This is a genomic window from uncultured Roseibium sp. (genome assembly GCF_947499295.1).
Taxonomy (GTDB): domain Bacteria; phylum Pseudomonadota; class Alphaproteobacteria; order Rhizobiales; family Stappiaceae; genus Roseibium.
Map to the genome: position 1 here is coordinate 130,246 of NZ_CANMNP010000003.1, position 15,570 is coordinate 145,815.

At 55.4% G+C, this 15,570-nt stretch carries 15 protein-coding genes and 1 riboswitch; of the genes, 9 read left to right on the forward strand and 6 right to left on the reverse strand.

Features of this window, described 5'->3' with window-relative positions:
- Window positions 1-245 precede the first annotated feature (245 nt).
- Window positions 246-1,247 carry a DMT family transporter gene (locus Q0835_RS07140; protein ID WP_298959749.1) on the forward strand — a complete coding sequence of 334 codons (1,002 nt, stop codon included), beginning with the start codon at window positions 246-248 and terminating at the stop codon, window positions 1,245-1,247.
- Between the two features lie 33 nt (window positions 1,248-1,280).
- Here Q0835_RS07140 and Q0835_RS07145 read toward each other — a convergent pair whose 3' ends face one another.
- Both Q0835_RS07145 and Q0835_RS07150 read right to left on the reverse strand, forming a co-directional pair.
- Window positions 1,281-1,694, reverse strand: a complete 414-nt coding sequence (locus Q0835_RS07145; protein WP_298819350.1) for a hypothetical protein — start codon at window positions 1,692-1,694, stop codon at window positions 1,281-1,283.
- Window positions 1,695-1,718: 24 nt separating this feature from the next.
- Window positions 1,719-1,955 (reverse strand): Lrp/AsnC ligand binding domain-containing protein, encoded by a 237-nt coding sequence (locus Q0835_RS07150; protein ID WP_152500931.1) that lies wholly within the window; start codon window positions 1,953-1,955, stop codon window positions 1,719-1,721.
- Between the two features lie 139 nt (window positions 1,956-2,094).
- Window positions 2,095-2,205, forward strand: a riboswitch (TPP riboswitch).
- A gap of 68 nt (window positions 2,206-2,273) precedes the next feature.
- Here Q0835_RS07150 and Q0835_RS07155 point away from each other — a divergent pair.
- The 4 genes from Q0835_RS07155 (at window position 2,274) to Q0835_RS07170 (ending at window position 6,882) form a co-directional block, all read left to right on the forward strand.
- Window positions 2,274-3,047 carry a hydroxyethylthiazole kinase gene (locus Q0835_RS07155; RefSeq protein ID WP_298959755.1) on the forward strand — a complete coding sequence of 258 codons (774 nt, stop codon included), beginning with the start codon at window positions 2,274-2,276 and terminating at the stop codon, window positions 3,045-3,047.
- Between the two features lie 35 nt (window positions 3,048-3,082).
- On the forward strand, window positions 3,083-3,889 hold the full coding sequence (gene thiD / locus Q0835_RS07160; protein WP_298959757.1) for a bifunctional hydroxymethylpyrimidine kinase/phosphomethylpyrimidine kinase: 807 nt from the start codon (window positions 3,083-3,085) through the stop codon (window positions 3,887-3,889).
- 1 nt (window position 3,890) lies between these two features.
- Entirely contained in the window at window positions 3,891-5,003 is a 1,113-nt protein-coding gene (locus tag Q0835_RS07165; RefSeq protein ID WP_298959759.1) for a TRAP transporter substrate-binding protein, read from the forward strand.
- A 616-nt stretch (window positions 5,004-5,619) separates the two neighbouring features.
- Complete coding sequence (locus Q0835_RS07170; RefSeq protein WP_298819360.1) at window positions 5,620-6,882, forward strand: OmpP1/FadL family transporter; 1,263 nt, start codon at window positions 5,620-5,622, stop codon at window positions 6,880-6,882.
- Between the two features lie 63 nt (window positions 6,883-6,945).
- Here the strand turns inward: Q0835_RS07170 and Q0835_RS07175 are convergent, their stop codons facing one another.
- A complete protein-coding gene (locus Q0835_RS07175; RefSeq protein ID WP_298819362.1) occupies window positions 6,946-7,725 on the reverse strand; it encodes an SDR family oxidoreductase in 780 nt (259 codons plus the stop codon).
- Between the two features lie 268 nt (window positions 7,726-7,993).
- On the opposite strand from Q0835_RS07175, the gene Q0835_RS07180 reads away from it, so the two are divergent.
- From Q0835_RS07180 to Q0835_RS07190, 3 genes are all read left to right on the forward strand, one after another.
- The gene (locus Q0835_RS07180; RefSeq protein WP_298959761.1) at window positions 7,994-8,797 is read left to right on the forward strand and encodes a UDP-2,3-diacylglucosamine diphosphatase; all 804 of its coding nucleotides are present in this window, start codon (window positions 7,994-7,996) and stop codon (window positions 8,795-8,797) included.
- A complete protein-coding gene (locus Q0835_RS07185; protein ID WP_298819511.1) occupies window positions 8,794-9,843 on the forward strand; it encodes a glycosyltransferase family 1 protein in 1,050 nt (349 codons plus the stop codon). Before Q0835_RS07180 ends, Q0835_RS07185 begins: the two co-directional genes overlap by 4 nt.
- 120 nt (window positions 9,844-9,963) lie before the next feature.
- Window positions 9,964-10,989, forward strand: a complete 1,026-nt coding sequence (locus Q0835_RS07190) for a threonine/serine dehydratase (RefSeq protein ID WP_298959763.1) — start codon at window positions 9,964-9,966, stop codon at window positions 10,987-10,989.
- A gap of 93 nt (window positions 10,990-11,082) precedes the next feature.
- On the opposite strand, the gene Q0835_RS07195 is transcribed toward Q0835_RS07190, so the two are convergent.
- Complete coding sequence (locus tag Q0835_RS07195) at window positions 11,083-12,267, reverse strand: protein phosphatase CheZ (RefSeq protein ID WP_298959766.1); 1,185 nt, start codon at window positions 12,265-12,267, stop codon at window positions 11,083-11,085.
- Between the two features lie 120 nt (window positions 12,268-12,387).
- On the opposite strand from Q0835_RS07195, the gene Q0835_RS07200 reads away from it, so the two are divergent.
- The gene (locus Q0835_RS07200; RefSeq protein WP_298960172.1) at window positions 12,388-13,554 is read left to right on the forward strand and encodes an MFS transporter; all 1,167 of its coding nucleotides are present in this window, start codon (window positions 12,388-12,390) and stop codon (window positions 13,552-13,554) included.
- On the opposite strand, the gene dgcA is transcribed toward Q0835_RS07200, so the two are convergent.
- Complete coding sequence (gene dgcA, locus Q0835_RS07205) at window positions 13,551-14,534, reverse strand: N-acetyl-D-Glu racemase DgcA (RefSeq protein ID WP_298959768.1); 984 nt, start codon at window positions 14,532-14,534, stop codon at window positions 13,551-13,553. The genes Q0835_RS07200 and dgcA overlap by 4 nt on opposite strands.
- On the reverse strand, window positions 14,531-15,544 hold the full coding sequence (gene dgcN / locus Q0835_RS07210) for an N-acetyltransferase DgcN (protein ID WP_298959770.1): 1,014 nt from the start codon (window positions 15,542-15,544) through the stop codon (window positions 14,531-14,533). Before dgcN ends, dgcA begins: the two co-directional genes overlap by 4 nt.
- Between the last annotated feature and the right edge of the window lie 26 nt (window positions 15,545-15,570).

Genomic DNA, 15,570 nt, shown 5'->3' on the forward strand with positions numbered 1-15,570 from the left:
GGCGCTTGTTCTCGCGCCTCATGATGACGATTTTCAAGAGCAGCGTTGCAAATGATGCGCACAGGACAGATACTGTTTGGGCTACTCATTTAAGACCCCGCACCAAAACTGTCTTTTCAAGGCGATCCTTTACTTGATGCGGCTGAACCTTCAGTCGATGGCAGTTTCTGTTCAACGTCACGTGATTTCCAGTCCGGTGCATCACGGGCAAGACATATTCATTGCGCCGGTTCCTGGAATTCCACATGACGCTAGCAAGCGTGAAAACCCGATTGAAAAGGCAGCCCGCTCCGACAGGAATGACGCGTCACGCGCCCATGCTCGGTATTTCGCTGAAACTTGCCTCGACAATCGCCTTCTTCGTCATGGCAACGGCTCTGAAGATTGCAGCTGAAACAGTACCAATTGGTCAGCTTGTTTTCGCGCGAAACTTTTTCGGTCTTTTTCCGGTTCTATTGATGGTTGCCTTTCGGGGTGAACTTGGACTTGCCTTTGAAACACAGAATCCGAAAGGTCATCTGACGCGCGCAGCCGTCGGACTTTCAGCGATGGTCTGCGGTTTTACCGCGCTCTATCTGCTGCCGTTGCCGGATGCGACCGCGATCGGTTTTGCCACGCCCCTGATCGTGGTTGTCCTCGCGTTTTTTCTGCTTGGCGAACAGGTCCGCATCTATCGCTGGAGCGCAGTCGGCGTTGGCTTTCTCGGCATTCTTGTCGTCTTGTCACCCCACCTTGGTGAAGGGCAGCTCGACAATGCCTCTGCTCTTGGCGCACTGATCGGTGTCACGGGCGCGGGTTTTGCCGCGCTGGCCATGATCACTGTACGCAAGCTGTGCGAGACAGAACGCACGTCAACCATTGTGACCTGGTTTGCCGGTGCAGCCACCCTGCTGTCCCTGCTGACCTTTCCGCTGGGGTTGTTTGCGCCTGGTCAGGCCTGGGTGTGGCCGGATGCATCTACTGCGGGTCTGCTGGTTCTGATCGGGCTCGCGGGTGGTGTCGGACAAATCTTTCTGACGCAAAGCTATCGCTATGCGGAAGCCTCAACCATTGCACCATTCGATTACGTCAACATGCTGTGGGCGATTATCGTCGGTTGGCTGATTTTTTCCGAAGTGCCGGTCACCGAAGTGGTGCTCGGCGCGATGATCGTCATTGCCGCCGGTATTTTCGTGATCTACCGCGAGCACAGGCTTGGCCTCGACAGAACCAAGGCACGACGAGCGTCCTCACCGTCGAAGTCTTGATCCAAGGATCAGGCTTTTACCAACCACTGCCGATTACTGCGGTTTGTAGGGGTAGGTTTCGACCGCGCTTTTGGTTCCGTCCGGAAAGACAAGCTGAACGCTGATGGATTGAACCGATCCGTCCGGCAATTCCAGGTATGGCTTGTCTTTCAAGACCGCGTTTGGATTGTCCGGATCACACTCATCCAGTTCCCAGACTTCCTCCAGCGGTCCTCCGTTCAGGCCGAAGAAGACATAGTCGATGCCACATTTCCAGGCTTCAAGATGGGTGAAATAAATAAGGTCCTGACCTTCCCAATCCCGGAAAGCCACCCAGCTGGTCTTGGTAACGTCAAGAATTTGTTTGATCTGTTCCGGCGGCATGCCTTGTGCCTTGGCCGGCAAACCTGCGGCAAGCGGCAGAATGCAGAGGGCTGCGGAGAACAGGGCTGATTTCATCATGCGCATTTGTCGGCTCCTGCTTGCGGCGCTTTAAAAGGCTTTGAACGTAATGATTGTTTTGGTGTCCTGAATGCCATCGATCGGATGGACCTTTTCATTGACGAAATGGCCGATGTCCGCATCGCTTTCGACATAGAACTTGACCAGCAGATCATAGTCGCCACTGGTGGAATAGACTTCTGACGCGATTTCCGCATCTGCGATAGCGCTGGCAACCTGATAGGTCTTGCCCAGTTGGCATTTGATCATCACGAAAAACGGGGTCATGCGGAGCTCCGGACGTTTGGCGCGTTGGAAAAGACTGCTCTCAAGGACATCGCGCATCTCCCCGCCGCAGTCAATTGCAGATCCCGACAAGCCTTTGGGCAGGTACTTGCAATCCGCCGTCAGCCTTGTTAGCAGTGCAAGCATCTCATGGGGGTGCCCGGCCATTGTGGCGCGGGCTGAGAGGCGACTTGCCAACTCCTTGAACCTGATCCGGCTGATACCGGCGGAGGGATTTGAGATGACGATGTGTCTGGCAACAGCCCTGTTCAATCTCGCAGAGTTTTGCAGTCTGAAACCAACGATGTCCGGGAGGAGCACATGAGCCTCTCCATCGCGGCTTCAACACAAGATCTCCAGCCCGAGACGGTTTTCGAACTTCTGCAACGTGTGCGCAAACGTGAACCGCGCGTACACGCAATAACCAATGCTGTTGCACAGGGCTTTACTGCCAATGTGCTGCTCGCGCTCGGTGCCATTCCTTCGATGACCATTGCTCCCCAGGAGGTTGCCAGCTTTGCTGCCGGTGCAGATGCGCTTCTGGTCAACCTTGGTACGCTGGACGAAACCCGCCGGGCGGCAATTCCCTTGGCTGTTGCCGCTGCACGCGACAATGAACACCCCGTTCTGATCGATCCGGTATATGTGAACCTTTCACCAGTGCGATGTGCGTTCGCCAAGGAACTTTTGGTCAGTCAGCCGGATCTTGTTCGCCTGAACGAGGCTGAACAGAGCGCGCTATTTCAGGAGCGGGCAGATGCCGAGGCGCTGATTGCAAAGGGAACTGTTCTTGCCGTGACCGGTGAAAGGGACAAGATCGAAAGCCGAGAGAGAGATTTTCATCTTCTCAACGGCGATCCCCTGATGGCGCGGGTGACGGCAACCGGGTGTGCTGGAGGCGCGGTCCTGGCAGCATTTGCAAGTGTTGAAAAGGATACCGCGCTGGCAGCGGCTGCCGGTCTGTCGGTGTTCAATATTGCGGGTGAAGTTGCTGCCGGTCAGGCTGCTGGTCCGGGAACGTTTGTGCCTGAACTGCTCGACGCACTTTACAACCTCAGCCTCAGCGATATCGAAGCCAGGCTTCGCAGCGCTTAAGAACCAAGATTTCCTGATTTTCGAAGGAGGACACCATGACCGCGATTGCGGTGACGATTGCAGGCTCTGATTCCGGCGGCGGTGCCGGCATTCAAGCTGATCTGAAATCCTTTTCGGCAAACGGTGTTTACGGTGCCAGCGTCTTAACGGCGTTGACTGCGCAAAACACCCGTGGTGTGAGCGCCATTCACGATATTCCACCCGAATTTGTGCGTGCCCAGATGGATGCCGTCTATTCCGACTTGAAAGCTGGGGCAACCAAAATTGGCATGCTTTCACAGGTTCCGATCATAGAAGCCGTTGCTGAGGGGCTTAATGCCCACAAAACCGGGCCGGTTGTCCTTGATCCGGTAATGGTTGCCGCCTCCGGCGACCCTCTGCTTCAAGCCAGCGCAGTCTCCAGTTTGATCGAGGTCCTTGTGCCCCTGGCCGAGGTGATTACGCCCAATCTTCATGAAGCGGCCAGAATGCTTGAGACAGGTGTCGCCGAGACAGAAGCGCAAATGCAGGAACAGGCTGAAAGTCTTCTCCAACTTGGCGCGCGCTCTGTTCTCCTGAAAGGGGGGCATGGAACCGGTCAGGAGAGTGCAGATCTTTTCCTGACGGCGAACGGGTCAGCGCTCTGGCTACGCGAAACACGCATTGCCACGAACAATACCCACGGTACCGGTTGTACGCTTTCATCTGCGATTGCGGCAGGGCTTGCCAAAGGGCAGGGGCTTGAAGCCTCGGTCAGATCAGCAAAGACCTACATTCAGGCAGCAATTTCGGCTGCCGATACGCTCGACATAGGCCAGGGACACGGGCCGGTTCACCACTATCATTCCCTTTGGAGCAAATGAGATGACGGATACGAAATCGTCAGAAAGACGTCTCATCAACCGCCGGTCCATTTTGGCGACATCTGCCCTTTCCGGCGCATCCGTCCTCGCTGCGCCGGCAATCGCAGACGATATGGCTCCCATCGAATGGAAGATGGTGACCTCCTGGCCCAAAAATTTGCCCGGCCCAGGTGTGAGTGCGCAGCGGATAAGCGATCAGGTTGCGGCCATGTCCAACGGCCGGTTTAAGATCCGGCTCTATGCAGCAGGCGAATTGGTCCCTGCCCTTGGGGTGTTCGATGCGGTGTCGGCCGGAACGGCGGAAATGGCCCATACGGCGTCGTTCTTTTGGCAGGGCAAGATACCGGCTTCGGTTTTTTTCACAGCCATCCCCTTTGGACTGTTGCCTTATGAGCATATCTCGTGGATCGAACGTGGTGGTGGGCAAGCACTTTGGGACGAGCTTTATGCCCCGTTCGGTTTGAAACCTGTCATGGCGGGCAATACGGGCGTCCAGATGGGGGGGTGGTACAAAAAGGAGCTTCAAGGGCTCGATGACTTGAAGGGGCTGAAAATCCGCATGCCGGGTCTCGGCGGTGAAGTCATGCGGCGTCTCGGGGCGACGCCTGTTGGATTGCCACCAGGCGAACTCTTTCAGGCACTTCAATCCGGTGTTCTCGATGCCACCGAGTTTCTCGGTCCCTGGTCCGATCGCGCGATGGGATTTCAGAAAGTCGCCAAGTCCTACTATTCGCCTGGCTTTCATGAACCCAACGGGACCGGTGAAGCCCTTTTCAATCAGGATGCATTTGATCGGTTGCCGAAAGACCTCCAGAGTATCTTGACAGAGGCATGCCGCGCGGAGAACGGACGGGCGCTTGCTGAAAGTGATTGGGAAAACGCGGGCTCGCTGCAGCTGCTTCAAGAAGAAGACGGTGTCAGTGTGTTGCCATACCCAGATGATGTTCTGAGTGCTCTGAAAGAGACCGCGGGCATTGTCCTGGCAGAGTTTGCGGAGAAAGACCCCTTGGCGAAGCGGATATTCGAAAGCCACCAGTCCGCGAAACGCAGACTAGGTCCCTGGAGCAGTGTCGCGATGCGAAGCTTCATGACAGCCAGAGACGACAGCGTGTAAAGCGATATCCGGCAAGGCCGTACCCTCCCGGTATGGCCTGTCGGTCTCGCAACCGCATCTGAGGCAAAGAGCACCAACAACCATATTGACGAACAGGGCGATGACACACGGAGGTTGTGCCGTCGAAGTCTGTGGTTTCTTTTAAAAATCGATCTGATTTCGAGGCGAATTCAACTCCTTGGAGACAAATTGGAACCTTGGAAAAGGCGATAATCTTCCAAATTGCGTTTCAATGGATTGTGCAAATTACCAGTGTTTCTGCGGAAATATGTCCAACAAGGGCGGCATATTCCCTTAGGGTACGTGTGGCAAAGCCGCAACGTCCACAGGTTAATTGACGTTATCGGAAGGTCTTCTCGTGACTGCCTGTTTTTTGTGCAATCGTGTGAAAGTGTGTCGCCAACATGACAAACAGTCTCGGAAGAGAACCTTTCGTCAGTGTTATGATCCAACCCAAGAGAATAACCTGTCTGATTGAGGCTTATTTCGCGCTGCAGCATAGTTTTTCTTAAAGCTGATTGAGTTTTTAAACGTGTTGAATCGACCTTCGTTCTCCGGGAAACCTGTCTAGAGATGTCACGAAACATCCTTGGGCATGAGGACGGGAGAAAACGCAATGCCGTGGGCAGACAAAAGAACACTACTACTTACAACCTCTGCAATTATTCTATCTGTAGTCGCGACCAGTGCGCATGCAGGCGGCTTTGCTCTTAGAGAGCAAAGTTCCTACTATCAGGGGCTGTCATTTGCAGGCTACGGGACCTCGGGCGGTGGTATATCCTCCATGTATTGGAACCCGGCATCGCTTATAGGTGCGCAACAGGGGCTGACTGTTGAGGCGCACAATTCGGGGCTTTTTCCGGTATCAGATATCAATGGAACGCTCAGCGGGGGAGCGCTTGGAACATCCTCTATCGGAAGCGGTGACATCGCGTCCGATGCGTTTATTCCCGCGTCCTATGCCGCTTATCGATTGAACGATCAGTTGATCTTCGGTGTCGGCGTCAATGCGCCCTTTGGTTTGTCTACCAAACCGGAGCAGAACTGGGCGGCACAGTTCTATTCAAGATCGTCGTCCGTTTTCTCGTTGAACGTAAACCCGGCGGTGGCTCTCCAGATCAATGAGATGTTCTCTTTGGCCGTTGGTATTCAGGTTCAATACCTGGATGTCTCGCTGAAGTCGGCAGACGCGACCTCTGGAGCAGGGTTTCCGCGTTCGAACGAAATCTCGGGCAGCAGCATTGGCTACGGTGTTACGGCCGGCCTGACAGTACGCCCCATGAAAGGTACGGAAATCGGTGTCGGTTATCGTTCCGGCGTCGGCCATGATCTTGATGGTGACCTGTTCGTAGGCGGCGTGACCCGGGCCATCGGCCTTGGCGTTGTAACACCCGACATGGTCAACGTTTCAGCCCGGCAGCAGATCACTGACAAAATTCGTGTATTGGGAACAGTTGAGTGGACAAACTGGAGCCGGCTGAAATCGCCGCGTGCAATTTCCGATGCGACCGGCGCAGCACTGACCACGCTTCATTTCAACTATGATGACGGCTGGTTCTTTTCGCTCGGCGGTGAGTACGACTACAACGAAAAGCTGACTTTCCGCGCTGGTCTTGGCTACGAAATCTCACCGATCGACGAGGATATCCGGTCAACACGTTTGCCAGACAACAATCGCTGGTGGCTCTCAGCAGGTGCGAGCTACAATTTCAACAAGCACTTGTCTTTTGATTTGGGGTACACGCACATCATTCCAGAATCGACGAAAATCAACATCGATTCCAATCACCAGGACTTTAACGCCGCCTTCGGCACCTACACCGCCGACGTCGACAGCCACGTGAACATCATCTCCGCGTCAATGCGCTACAAATTCTGATCAAGTTAAAGTGGAATGCAAAAGGCCGGGGAAGACCCCGGCCTTTTTTATCGGAACGGTCTGTTAAAACGCTGCCGGATAAAGGCCTCCGTCGATCAGCAGGTTCTGTCCGGTGATGTAACCGGCGTATTGCGAGCACAAGAACGCACAGGCTTGACCGAACTCTTCCGCGTTGCCAAATCGTCCTATCGGGATACCTGCGGCTTGTTCTTCGCGGATCGTTGCGACGCTTTTGCCGGACTGCTTTGCAGAAAGTTCAAAGCCGCCTTTCAGACGGTCTGTGTCCATCTTGCCCGGCAGGATGTTGTTCACGGTAACGCCGTGGGGCGCCAGTTGGCGGCTTACACCGGCCAGAAAGGCTGTGAGGCCGGCCCGAGCTCCGCTGGATAGATCCAGACCTTCAATCGGCATCTTGACCGAAAGAGACGTGATGTTGACGATCCTCCCGAAACCGCGCTCCTTCATTGAAGGCACTACGGCCTGGATCAATTCGATTGGCGTGACGAAATTCTGGACAGTGCCTTCGAGCAGCGCTTCACGTGTGAGTTCGGTGTAATCCCGGCGAGGAGGGCCACCGTTGTTGTTGATCAGGATGTCTGGGGCAGCGCAGGCCGCAAGCAGAGCATTCTGGCCTTCGCGGGTTGAGACGTCAGCGGCAACGCTTTGGACATTCACATCAAAGCGTTCCTGAATGGCGGCTTTGGTTGTCGCAAGTGCGGTTTCGTCGCGCCCGTTCAAAACAATGTCGCACCCTGCTTCCGCCAAGGCTTCCGCACACCCTCGACCCAGACCTCGGCTGGATGCACAGATGATGGCCTTTTTACCCTTTAGACCCAAGTCCATTTTTTGTCTCCTCTTTGGGAAATCGTGTTGCCCCTTTTGGCTGCCAACGAATGCGCCGTCAATCCGGTAGCTGAAACAGCCAAGTGCGCGCAGGGGAATGGTGTAACGTTTGGGTGTTCAAGACGGATAGCGGTGCGTTCGGCGAGCTGATCCAGCGTTAATCATAAACGTTGGAAATCGAAACCACGGCAGTACCCCAAGCTTTCTGTCATAATAGTGATACCTGAATCGCGTCTAAAGCGCTCCAAAAGGAATTTGGAGAAATGCCATGTCTGCATCGGAGGCATCGCGCCACTACAGGGCTCTGTTCATATCGGATGTTCACCTGGGCACCCGCGGTTGCCAAGCTGAACTGCTGCTAGACTTTCTGAAGGAAAATGACGCCGAGACGGTCTATCTCGTTGGAGATATTGTCGACGGCTGGCGGCTGAAGCGCTCCTGGTACTGGCCACAGTTCCACAATGATGTGGTTCAGAAAATTCTTCGTAAAGGCCGAAAGGGCGCACGCGTTCTTTATATTCCCGGAAATCATGACGAGTTTTTGAGAAATTTTCTGGGAACCCATTTCGGAGGTGTCGAGGTGGCGGACAGCATCGTGCATGAAGCGGCCAACGGGAAACGGTATCTGGTTATCCACGGAGACCAGTTCGATGTTGTGATCAGGCACGCCAAATGGCTCGCATTCTTCGGTGACAAGGCCTATGTGACTGCGCTCAACGTGAACACCTGGCTTAATCTGGTGCGCCGCCGCCTGGGCCTGACATACTGGTCACTCTCGGCCTGGGCGAAGCTGAAAGTCAAAAATGCGGTAAGCTTCATTGGCCGGTTCGAGGAAGCCCTTTCTGAAGAAGCGCGGCGCCAGGGTGTTGATGGTGTCATCTGCGGACACATTCACCATGCCGCCGACCGTGATATGAACGGAATTCACTATATCAACACCGGTGACTGGGTGGAGAGCTGCACTGCGGTTGCTGAGCACCACGATGGTACGTTTGAGGTGATACGATGGGTGAACAGCGCCCGGATGGGAGCCGTGCCGGTGGAGACGAAGGAAGCTTCGGTCGCCGCATGAGTTCCATTCTGATTGTGACGGATGCCTGGCATCCGCAAATAAACGGTGTTGTTAGATCCCTGGAGCGAACCGCTGAGGAGCTGGAAGCTATCGGCGTTCGCGTTGAAGTCCTGTCGCCCCAGGCCTTTCTGACGCTGCCATGCCCCACCTATCCCGAGATACGCCTGTCCCTGGCGCACCGGGGCATGGTTCGCCGCAAAATCGAGGAATACAACTGCGAGCATCTGCATATCGCAACTGAAGGACCGCTCGGTGTGCTTGCTGCAAGCGTTGCCAAAAAAAACGGTCAACCCTTCACGACGAGCTACCACACACGGTTTCCGGAATATGTCTCCGCTCGTCTGCCCGTTCCGCTGAACTGGTCTTATGGCTGGCTTCGTCGGTTCCATAACTCCGGCTGCGGCTGCATGGTTGCAACCCGGTCTCTTGAACAGGATCTCCGCGAGCGCGGGTTCAAGAACCTTATGCGCTGGTCCCGCGGCGTCGATGAGCAGCTCTTCAAGCCTTATGAAGGTTCTGTTCTGCCTGCCGACTTGCCAAGACCTGTCTTTATGTATGTCGGGCGTGTCGCGGTTGAAAAGAATATCGAGGCATTCCTGGATCTCAAGTTGAAGGGCTCCAAGGTTGTCGTTGGCGGCGGCCCCCAACTTGAAGTGCTCCGCCGCCAATATGCCGACGTCCACTTCACAGGCGCAATGGTTGGAGAAGTGCTTGCCCGGCACTATTCCGATGGCGATGTTTTTGTATTCCCTTCGCTCACCGATACGTTCGGCAATGTCATGCTGGAGGCACTTGCCTGCGGCGTACCGGTCGCGGCATTTCCAGTGATGGGACCTCTGGATGTCATTGGTGATACCGGTGCGGGTGTTCTGTCTGAAAATCTGCAGGAAGCAGCTGAAGCAGCGCTTGATATTCCCCGCGAACACTGCCGCAGGATTGCAATGAATTACACCTGGGCTGCAAGTGCGCGCCAGTTTCTGGACAATTGCATAAGGGCACGTGACCTTCACAATACCCAATTTGCCGAAGCGAACGCTGCTGAATGAAACCAGGAGGTGTTTGGTGTTTCTTCAGGGCGCGGTTGTTCATTTGTTGCTGGCTTGTTGAATTTGAACCGATTTCTCACTAGTCATCGGACTTCCCTACAGCGATTGAGGTGAGCGCCGATGAACGAGACTGATGCCACGCCTTCCGACGGTGAATTGGCCGCCTATTCCGGAAAAGCCATATCTTTTGCAGACATAGAAGCAGCAGCTGAGCGGATTCGTGAAGAAGCGCTGCTGACACCTGTGCTTCGCCACCCGTTACTTGATGAACTTACCGGGGCGACCGTTCTGATCAAGCCGGAAAACCTGCAGAGGAGCGGGTCGTTCAAATTTCGTGGTGCTTTCAACCGCCTCAGTCTCATTCCTGAAAACGACAGGCAAAAAGGCGTCGTTGCGTGTTCATCGGGCAATCACGCGCAAGGCGTTGCCGCCAGCGCCCGTTTGCTTGGGATGCCGGCAACGATTGTCATGCCGCAGAACGCCCCTGCGATTAAACTGGCGCGCACGCGCGAGTTTGGCGCTGAGGTTGTGACTTACGATCGTGAGAATGAAGACCGCGATGCCATCGCAGCGAGAATCGGTGCGGAAACAGGGGCGACCTTCGTGCACCCCTATAACGACCCTGCGGTCATTGCGGGGCAAGGAACCGTAGGCTTGGAATTGGCTGCCCAGGCGACCGCCTTGGGATTGCAACTGGATGATGTTCTGGCCTGCACAGGCGGCGGAGGCCTATCAAGCGGTATCGCGCTTGCACTTTCACACAAGGCGCCATCTGCCACATTTCACACGGTCGAGCCGGAACTGTTCGATGACTATCAGCGTTCGCTGGAAGCTGGTGTGCTTCAGTCGAACAGCCGGAAAACCGGTTCGGTCTGTGATGCCTTGCTTTCCGAGAGCCCGGGGGAGGTCGGCTTTTCAATCCTTCGTCAATTGGCCGGCAAGGGCGTCACCGTCTCGGATGACGAAGTTCTGGATGCCGTCGCATTTGCTTTCAGGGAGTTGAAGCTTGTTGTAGAACCTGGCGGTGCTGCAGCGCTGGCTGCGGTTCTGACCGGCAAACTTCCGCTTCGCGGCAAGGTCGTTGGGCTTGTCCTGACTGGCGGGAACATTGACATCGACATGCTGTTGAAGGCGAATTCGCGTTGACACTCCAAAAAGCGGACTGGACCTCAGGGTAAGACAAATACAAAAAAAAGCGCTGCACAATATGCAGCGCCTTTTCTTTACCCAAACGTTGGATCAGTTGAAGAGTGCCTGACGCTCGGCTTCTGACAACTGTTCCAGAGGATCATCGCCTTCGGCTTCGGTCGTTTCAGCCGTTAATTCCCATTCTGCGTCAGCTTCCGCTTCTGCTTCCGCATTAACGTCAGACAGGACTGCAACGTCGGCTTCTTCGCTCTCGCCGACTTCGTTGTCGAACAGCTTTTCAATAGCTGCTTCGTCCAACATGGCGTCAGGGTCCGCGCTTTCAAGTTCAGCTTCTTCGACGATTTCCGGTTCGTCTGCCTCGGCCGAACCAGCTGAAGCGAACATGTCATCTATTGCGGCGGCATCCATTGGTTCAGCGCCACCGGCCATGATCGCATCAACGTCGGATTCACTGGCCATAATGGCGTCGACGTCTGCTTCGCTTGCCGGTGTTGCAGCCGGTTCCGCTGCAGGTGCTTCGGCACTGTTTTCTTTCAACGCCGCATCGAAGACATCATCGCTTGCAGACATCAGTTCATCGACGTTGTTTTGGGAAACGCCAGTGCCTGCGCGTTGCGGTCCGTTCAGAAGATGCGCATCCGGGCGCGAGTCGACAGGGCCGGCGAGCGCATCTGGCTGAACATCTTCGATGCCCCAGATGTTGATCATCAGATTAATGCGGCTCTCCAGGTAGCGCAGTACCTGAACAACCTTGTTGGTCCGCTGACCGGTCAGGTCCTGGAAAGAGCATGCCATGAAGATTTCGGTCGCTTTTGCGTCGATATCGTCGCAAGTGGCATCATCGGCACCGTTTTCGCGAAGAACCCAGGCCTTTTCCTGGATTTGTTCCGCTGCCTCGAGGATCGACTGGGTCGCGCCTTCTGTCTGCGTGACGATCGCGTCCAGTTCGTGTGAGGCATCGACAAAACGGTTGCTGTCGTCCTCTTCCTGCTTGATATTAGCGATCTCCGACTTCGTTCGTTCGATGGCCTCATGCATGTCTGCGATGTCGAGGCGAATCTTGTCGAGGTCGGGTACCTTGCGCTGTCGTGTCACGACTTTCTCAAGTCGCTGGATTGCGCCAAGGATCTCCGTTGTCTCCGGGGTCTTTTGCCGTTTGAGGAATTCCGTCAGGAACCGACGCCCGCGGTCGGATTCCATCAGGGTTTGCTCAAGAGTCTGATATTCAGCGTCGCTGATCAGCTCTGTTTGTTCCTGTTTTGCTTCCGCTTTCATGTGGACGCGAATCTCAACTTGCCTAAGGGTCGTTGGTTGCCGTAACACGGTCAACTTCGCCCAAAGAGTAAGATGAAAATCGTTAACATCTTTTTGCGGTGGCCGCTTTCCAGGGTTTTCATGCCACACATTTCGTTCCCTATCGGTGCAAGAGTCTCAGCACTGTTTGCTTGCCATTTTTTTGGATTTGGCCTGTTCCTGCCGTTTTTCCCGGTTGTTCTCGGATTGAAGGGCTTAAGCCCGGTTGAAATCGGATTAATTCTGGGAATCGGTACGATTTCTCGCATTGGTGCGAGTCCAATCCTTTCGAATCTGTCCGACAGGTCTGGCCAGCGACGTTTTTCGGTCATGATCTACTCTCTTGCGGGAGCCGGGTTGCTTGCACTTTTCTTTCTCCCAGGCGGACTTTTGATGCTCGGTGTTGCGGTCATCGGATTTATGGTGATGAACGCCCCCATTGTTCCCTTGAGCGATGCCTATGCGCTGGATGTTCAGCGCAATACAGGTGCAGATTATGCGCGTATGAGGCTCTGGGGATCAGCAGGGTTTGTGGTTGCAACACTTGCCGGTGGAGCACTGACTTCGGAAGGATCTGCCTGGCTGCTGGTCGTTGCGATTTGTGCTGCAAGCCTTGCAACATGCGCTGTGGTCATGAGCTTACCGCGTCAACAGCGCGATGAACACGACGCCCAAGACGAAGCGGAAGACGCCCCGACACCCTTTCGAACGGTGTGGTTTTGGCCTGTCCTGACCGTCTTGGGGCTCTTTCAGGCCAGTCACGCCGCGTTTTACGGTTTTGGCACGCTATACTGGCAATCGAAAAATGTGCCTGACCTGGCAATCGGAGGGCTTTGGGCCATCGGCGTTGTCGCTGAGATCGGTCTTTTTGCAATTGCCGGTAAGTTGGCACAGCGTTTTGACCCTCCGGTCTTCCTGTTTGCAGCCGGTGCAGCAGCGGTGGTCCGGTGGGGTTTGTTTCCTTTTGCTGAGACGCTTGAAACAATGGCCGCGCTGCAACTTCTGCACGGATTGAGTTTTGGCGCTGCGCATCTTGGCGCCGTGGCAATCCTTGCCAAGGTCGTGCCCAGCCGATGGGCCGGAACCGGGCAAGGATTGTTGGCGACTTCGGTCGGCGTACAAATGGCCATAGGACTGAGCGTCTGCGGGGCGCTTTATGACATCAATCCAAATTGGCCATTCTACCTTATGGCATTGGTGGCTCTTACCGGTACGGTCTTCATGCTCGCGCTGACGCCTTTGGTGCGCCGGCGTACGAAAATCGGTTAGCCCCAAAGGTCGGGCTGTGGCGGATAAAGCGTACTTCCTTCAAAATGAAGGCCTGGGGACCTGTCTCGAGCCAGAAGAAGCGGGCCATCCAAGTCTACAAAATCAGCATCCTGTGCGATCAGCACTGCTGGTGCCATGGCAAGGGATGTTCCGAGCATACAGCCGATCATGACCTTGAATTCCATTGCCTTTGCTTCCTGAACAAGCTGGAGCGCTGCAGTCAGTCCTCCGGCCTTGTCCAGCTTGATGTTGACCGCGTCGTATTTGCGGCGGAGTTCATCAACGCCTTTTCCAGGATGAAGGCTTTCGTCGGCGCAGATGGTCACAGGATGATTTGCGTCTGCCAGCAGGTCATCGCCTTTGGCAGGCAGAGGCTGCTCGATCAAGGCAACGCCTGCTGCCTCGCAAGCCGACATGTTTTTGTCAAAGCAGCTTTCGTCCCAGGCTTCGTTTGCATCGACAATCAAAGTACTGTTCGGCGCGGAGGCACGAACAGCCGCAATGCGTTCATCATCTCCTGCACCTGCAAGTTTGACTTTCAACAGCGGGCGATGAGCAGCAGCAGCGGTCTTTTCAGCCATGATGCCCGGCGTGTCGACGCTGATCGTGAAGGCTGTGGTCACAGGTTTTAAAACACCGAGCCCGGCAATCACGGCTGCGGAATGGCCCGAGCGTTTGGCCTCAAGATCCCAGAGCGCACAGTCGACAGCGTTTCTGGCAGCTCCTGCAGGCATGGCCTTAAGCAAAGCCTCTCGCGACAACCCCTCTTTCAGAAGCGGGGCAATCTCCTCGACTTGCGTTTGTACGCTCTCAAGGGTCTCACCATAGCGAGGGTAGGGGACGCATTCGCCGTGGCCTGTCGATGTGCCGTCGCCGACGGTGACCATAACAACTTGCGCATGCGTTCGCGTTTCGCGCGATATCTTAAATCCTCCGGCAATTTCAAACCGCTCTGCTACCAACTCGACTGACAAGCTCATGGCGCACCAAACTCAGCTGAAACCTTGTCGACGATCGCTTCCATGCCGAAACGGACCGGGTCCGTTGCCGGCAAGCCGTGCTTTTCACCGACTTTGGCAAGGTAGGCTTGCGCTTCATCTTCGTCGAGTGCGGCAGTGTTTACCGCAATCCCGACACAGCGGATCTCCGGATTGGTCAATTGGCCACACTGGATTGTCAGGTCTATGACTTCCTGAATGCTGGGCAAAGGCGTTTCAACTCCGCGCATTTTGGTACGGGTCGGTTCATGACACACGATGAAGCCGTCAGGCTGCGAACCGTGAAGGAGACCGAGCGTGACACCGGCAAACGAAGGGTGGAACAAGGATCCCTGTCCCTCAATGATCTGCCAGGCGGTGTCGTCCGTTTCAGGGGAAAGCCATTCGGCGGCACCTGCGATAAAGTCGGCAATCACTGCATCCAATGCGGTGCCGCGACCGGAAATGAAGACACCGGTCTGGCCGGTGGCACAGAACGAACTGTTGTAACCGCGTTCGCTCATGGCCTTGTCCATTGCAAGGGCGGTGTATTTCTTGCCGACCGAGCAATCCGTTCCCACGGCCAGAATGCGTTTGCCAGAGCGTTTGGTGCCCTTGCCGGTGGCAAATGTCATTGTGTTCAGCCGCACATCATGCAGCTGGCGGCCGTTTCTTTCTGCCGCCTCCTTGATGACATCGATATCGCCAAGGCGCACATGGAGACCCGAGGCAACATCAAGACCCGCATCCAGTGCTTCAACGATGGAGGTCACCCAGTGTTCCGGCAACCGGCCCCCTGCGTTGACGGCCCCGATAACCAGTGTCTGCGCACCGGCGGCCTTGCCTTCTCCAATCGACATGTCAGGCAGGCCCGTATCGGCCGCACATCCCTGCAATCGCACCTGACCGACGCACCAGTCTTTGCGCCAGTCGACAATGCCAATCGCGGTCTTTGCCGCCAGGGCATCGGGAACGTCCCCAAGAAACAAAAGGTAAGGCCGGGCAATTTCCATGAGTTACGCTCTCAGGTGTCTGTTGG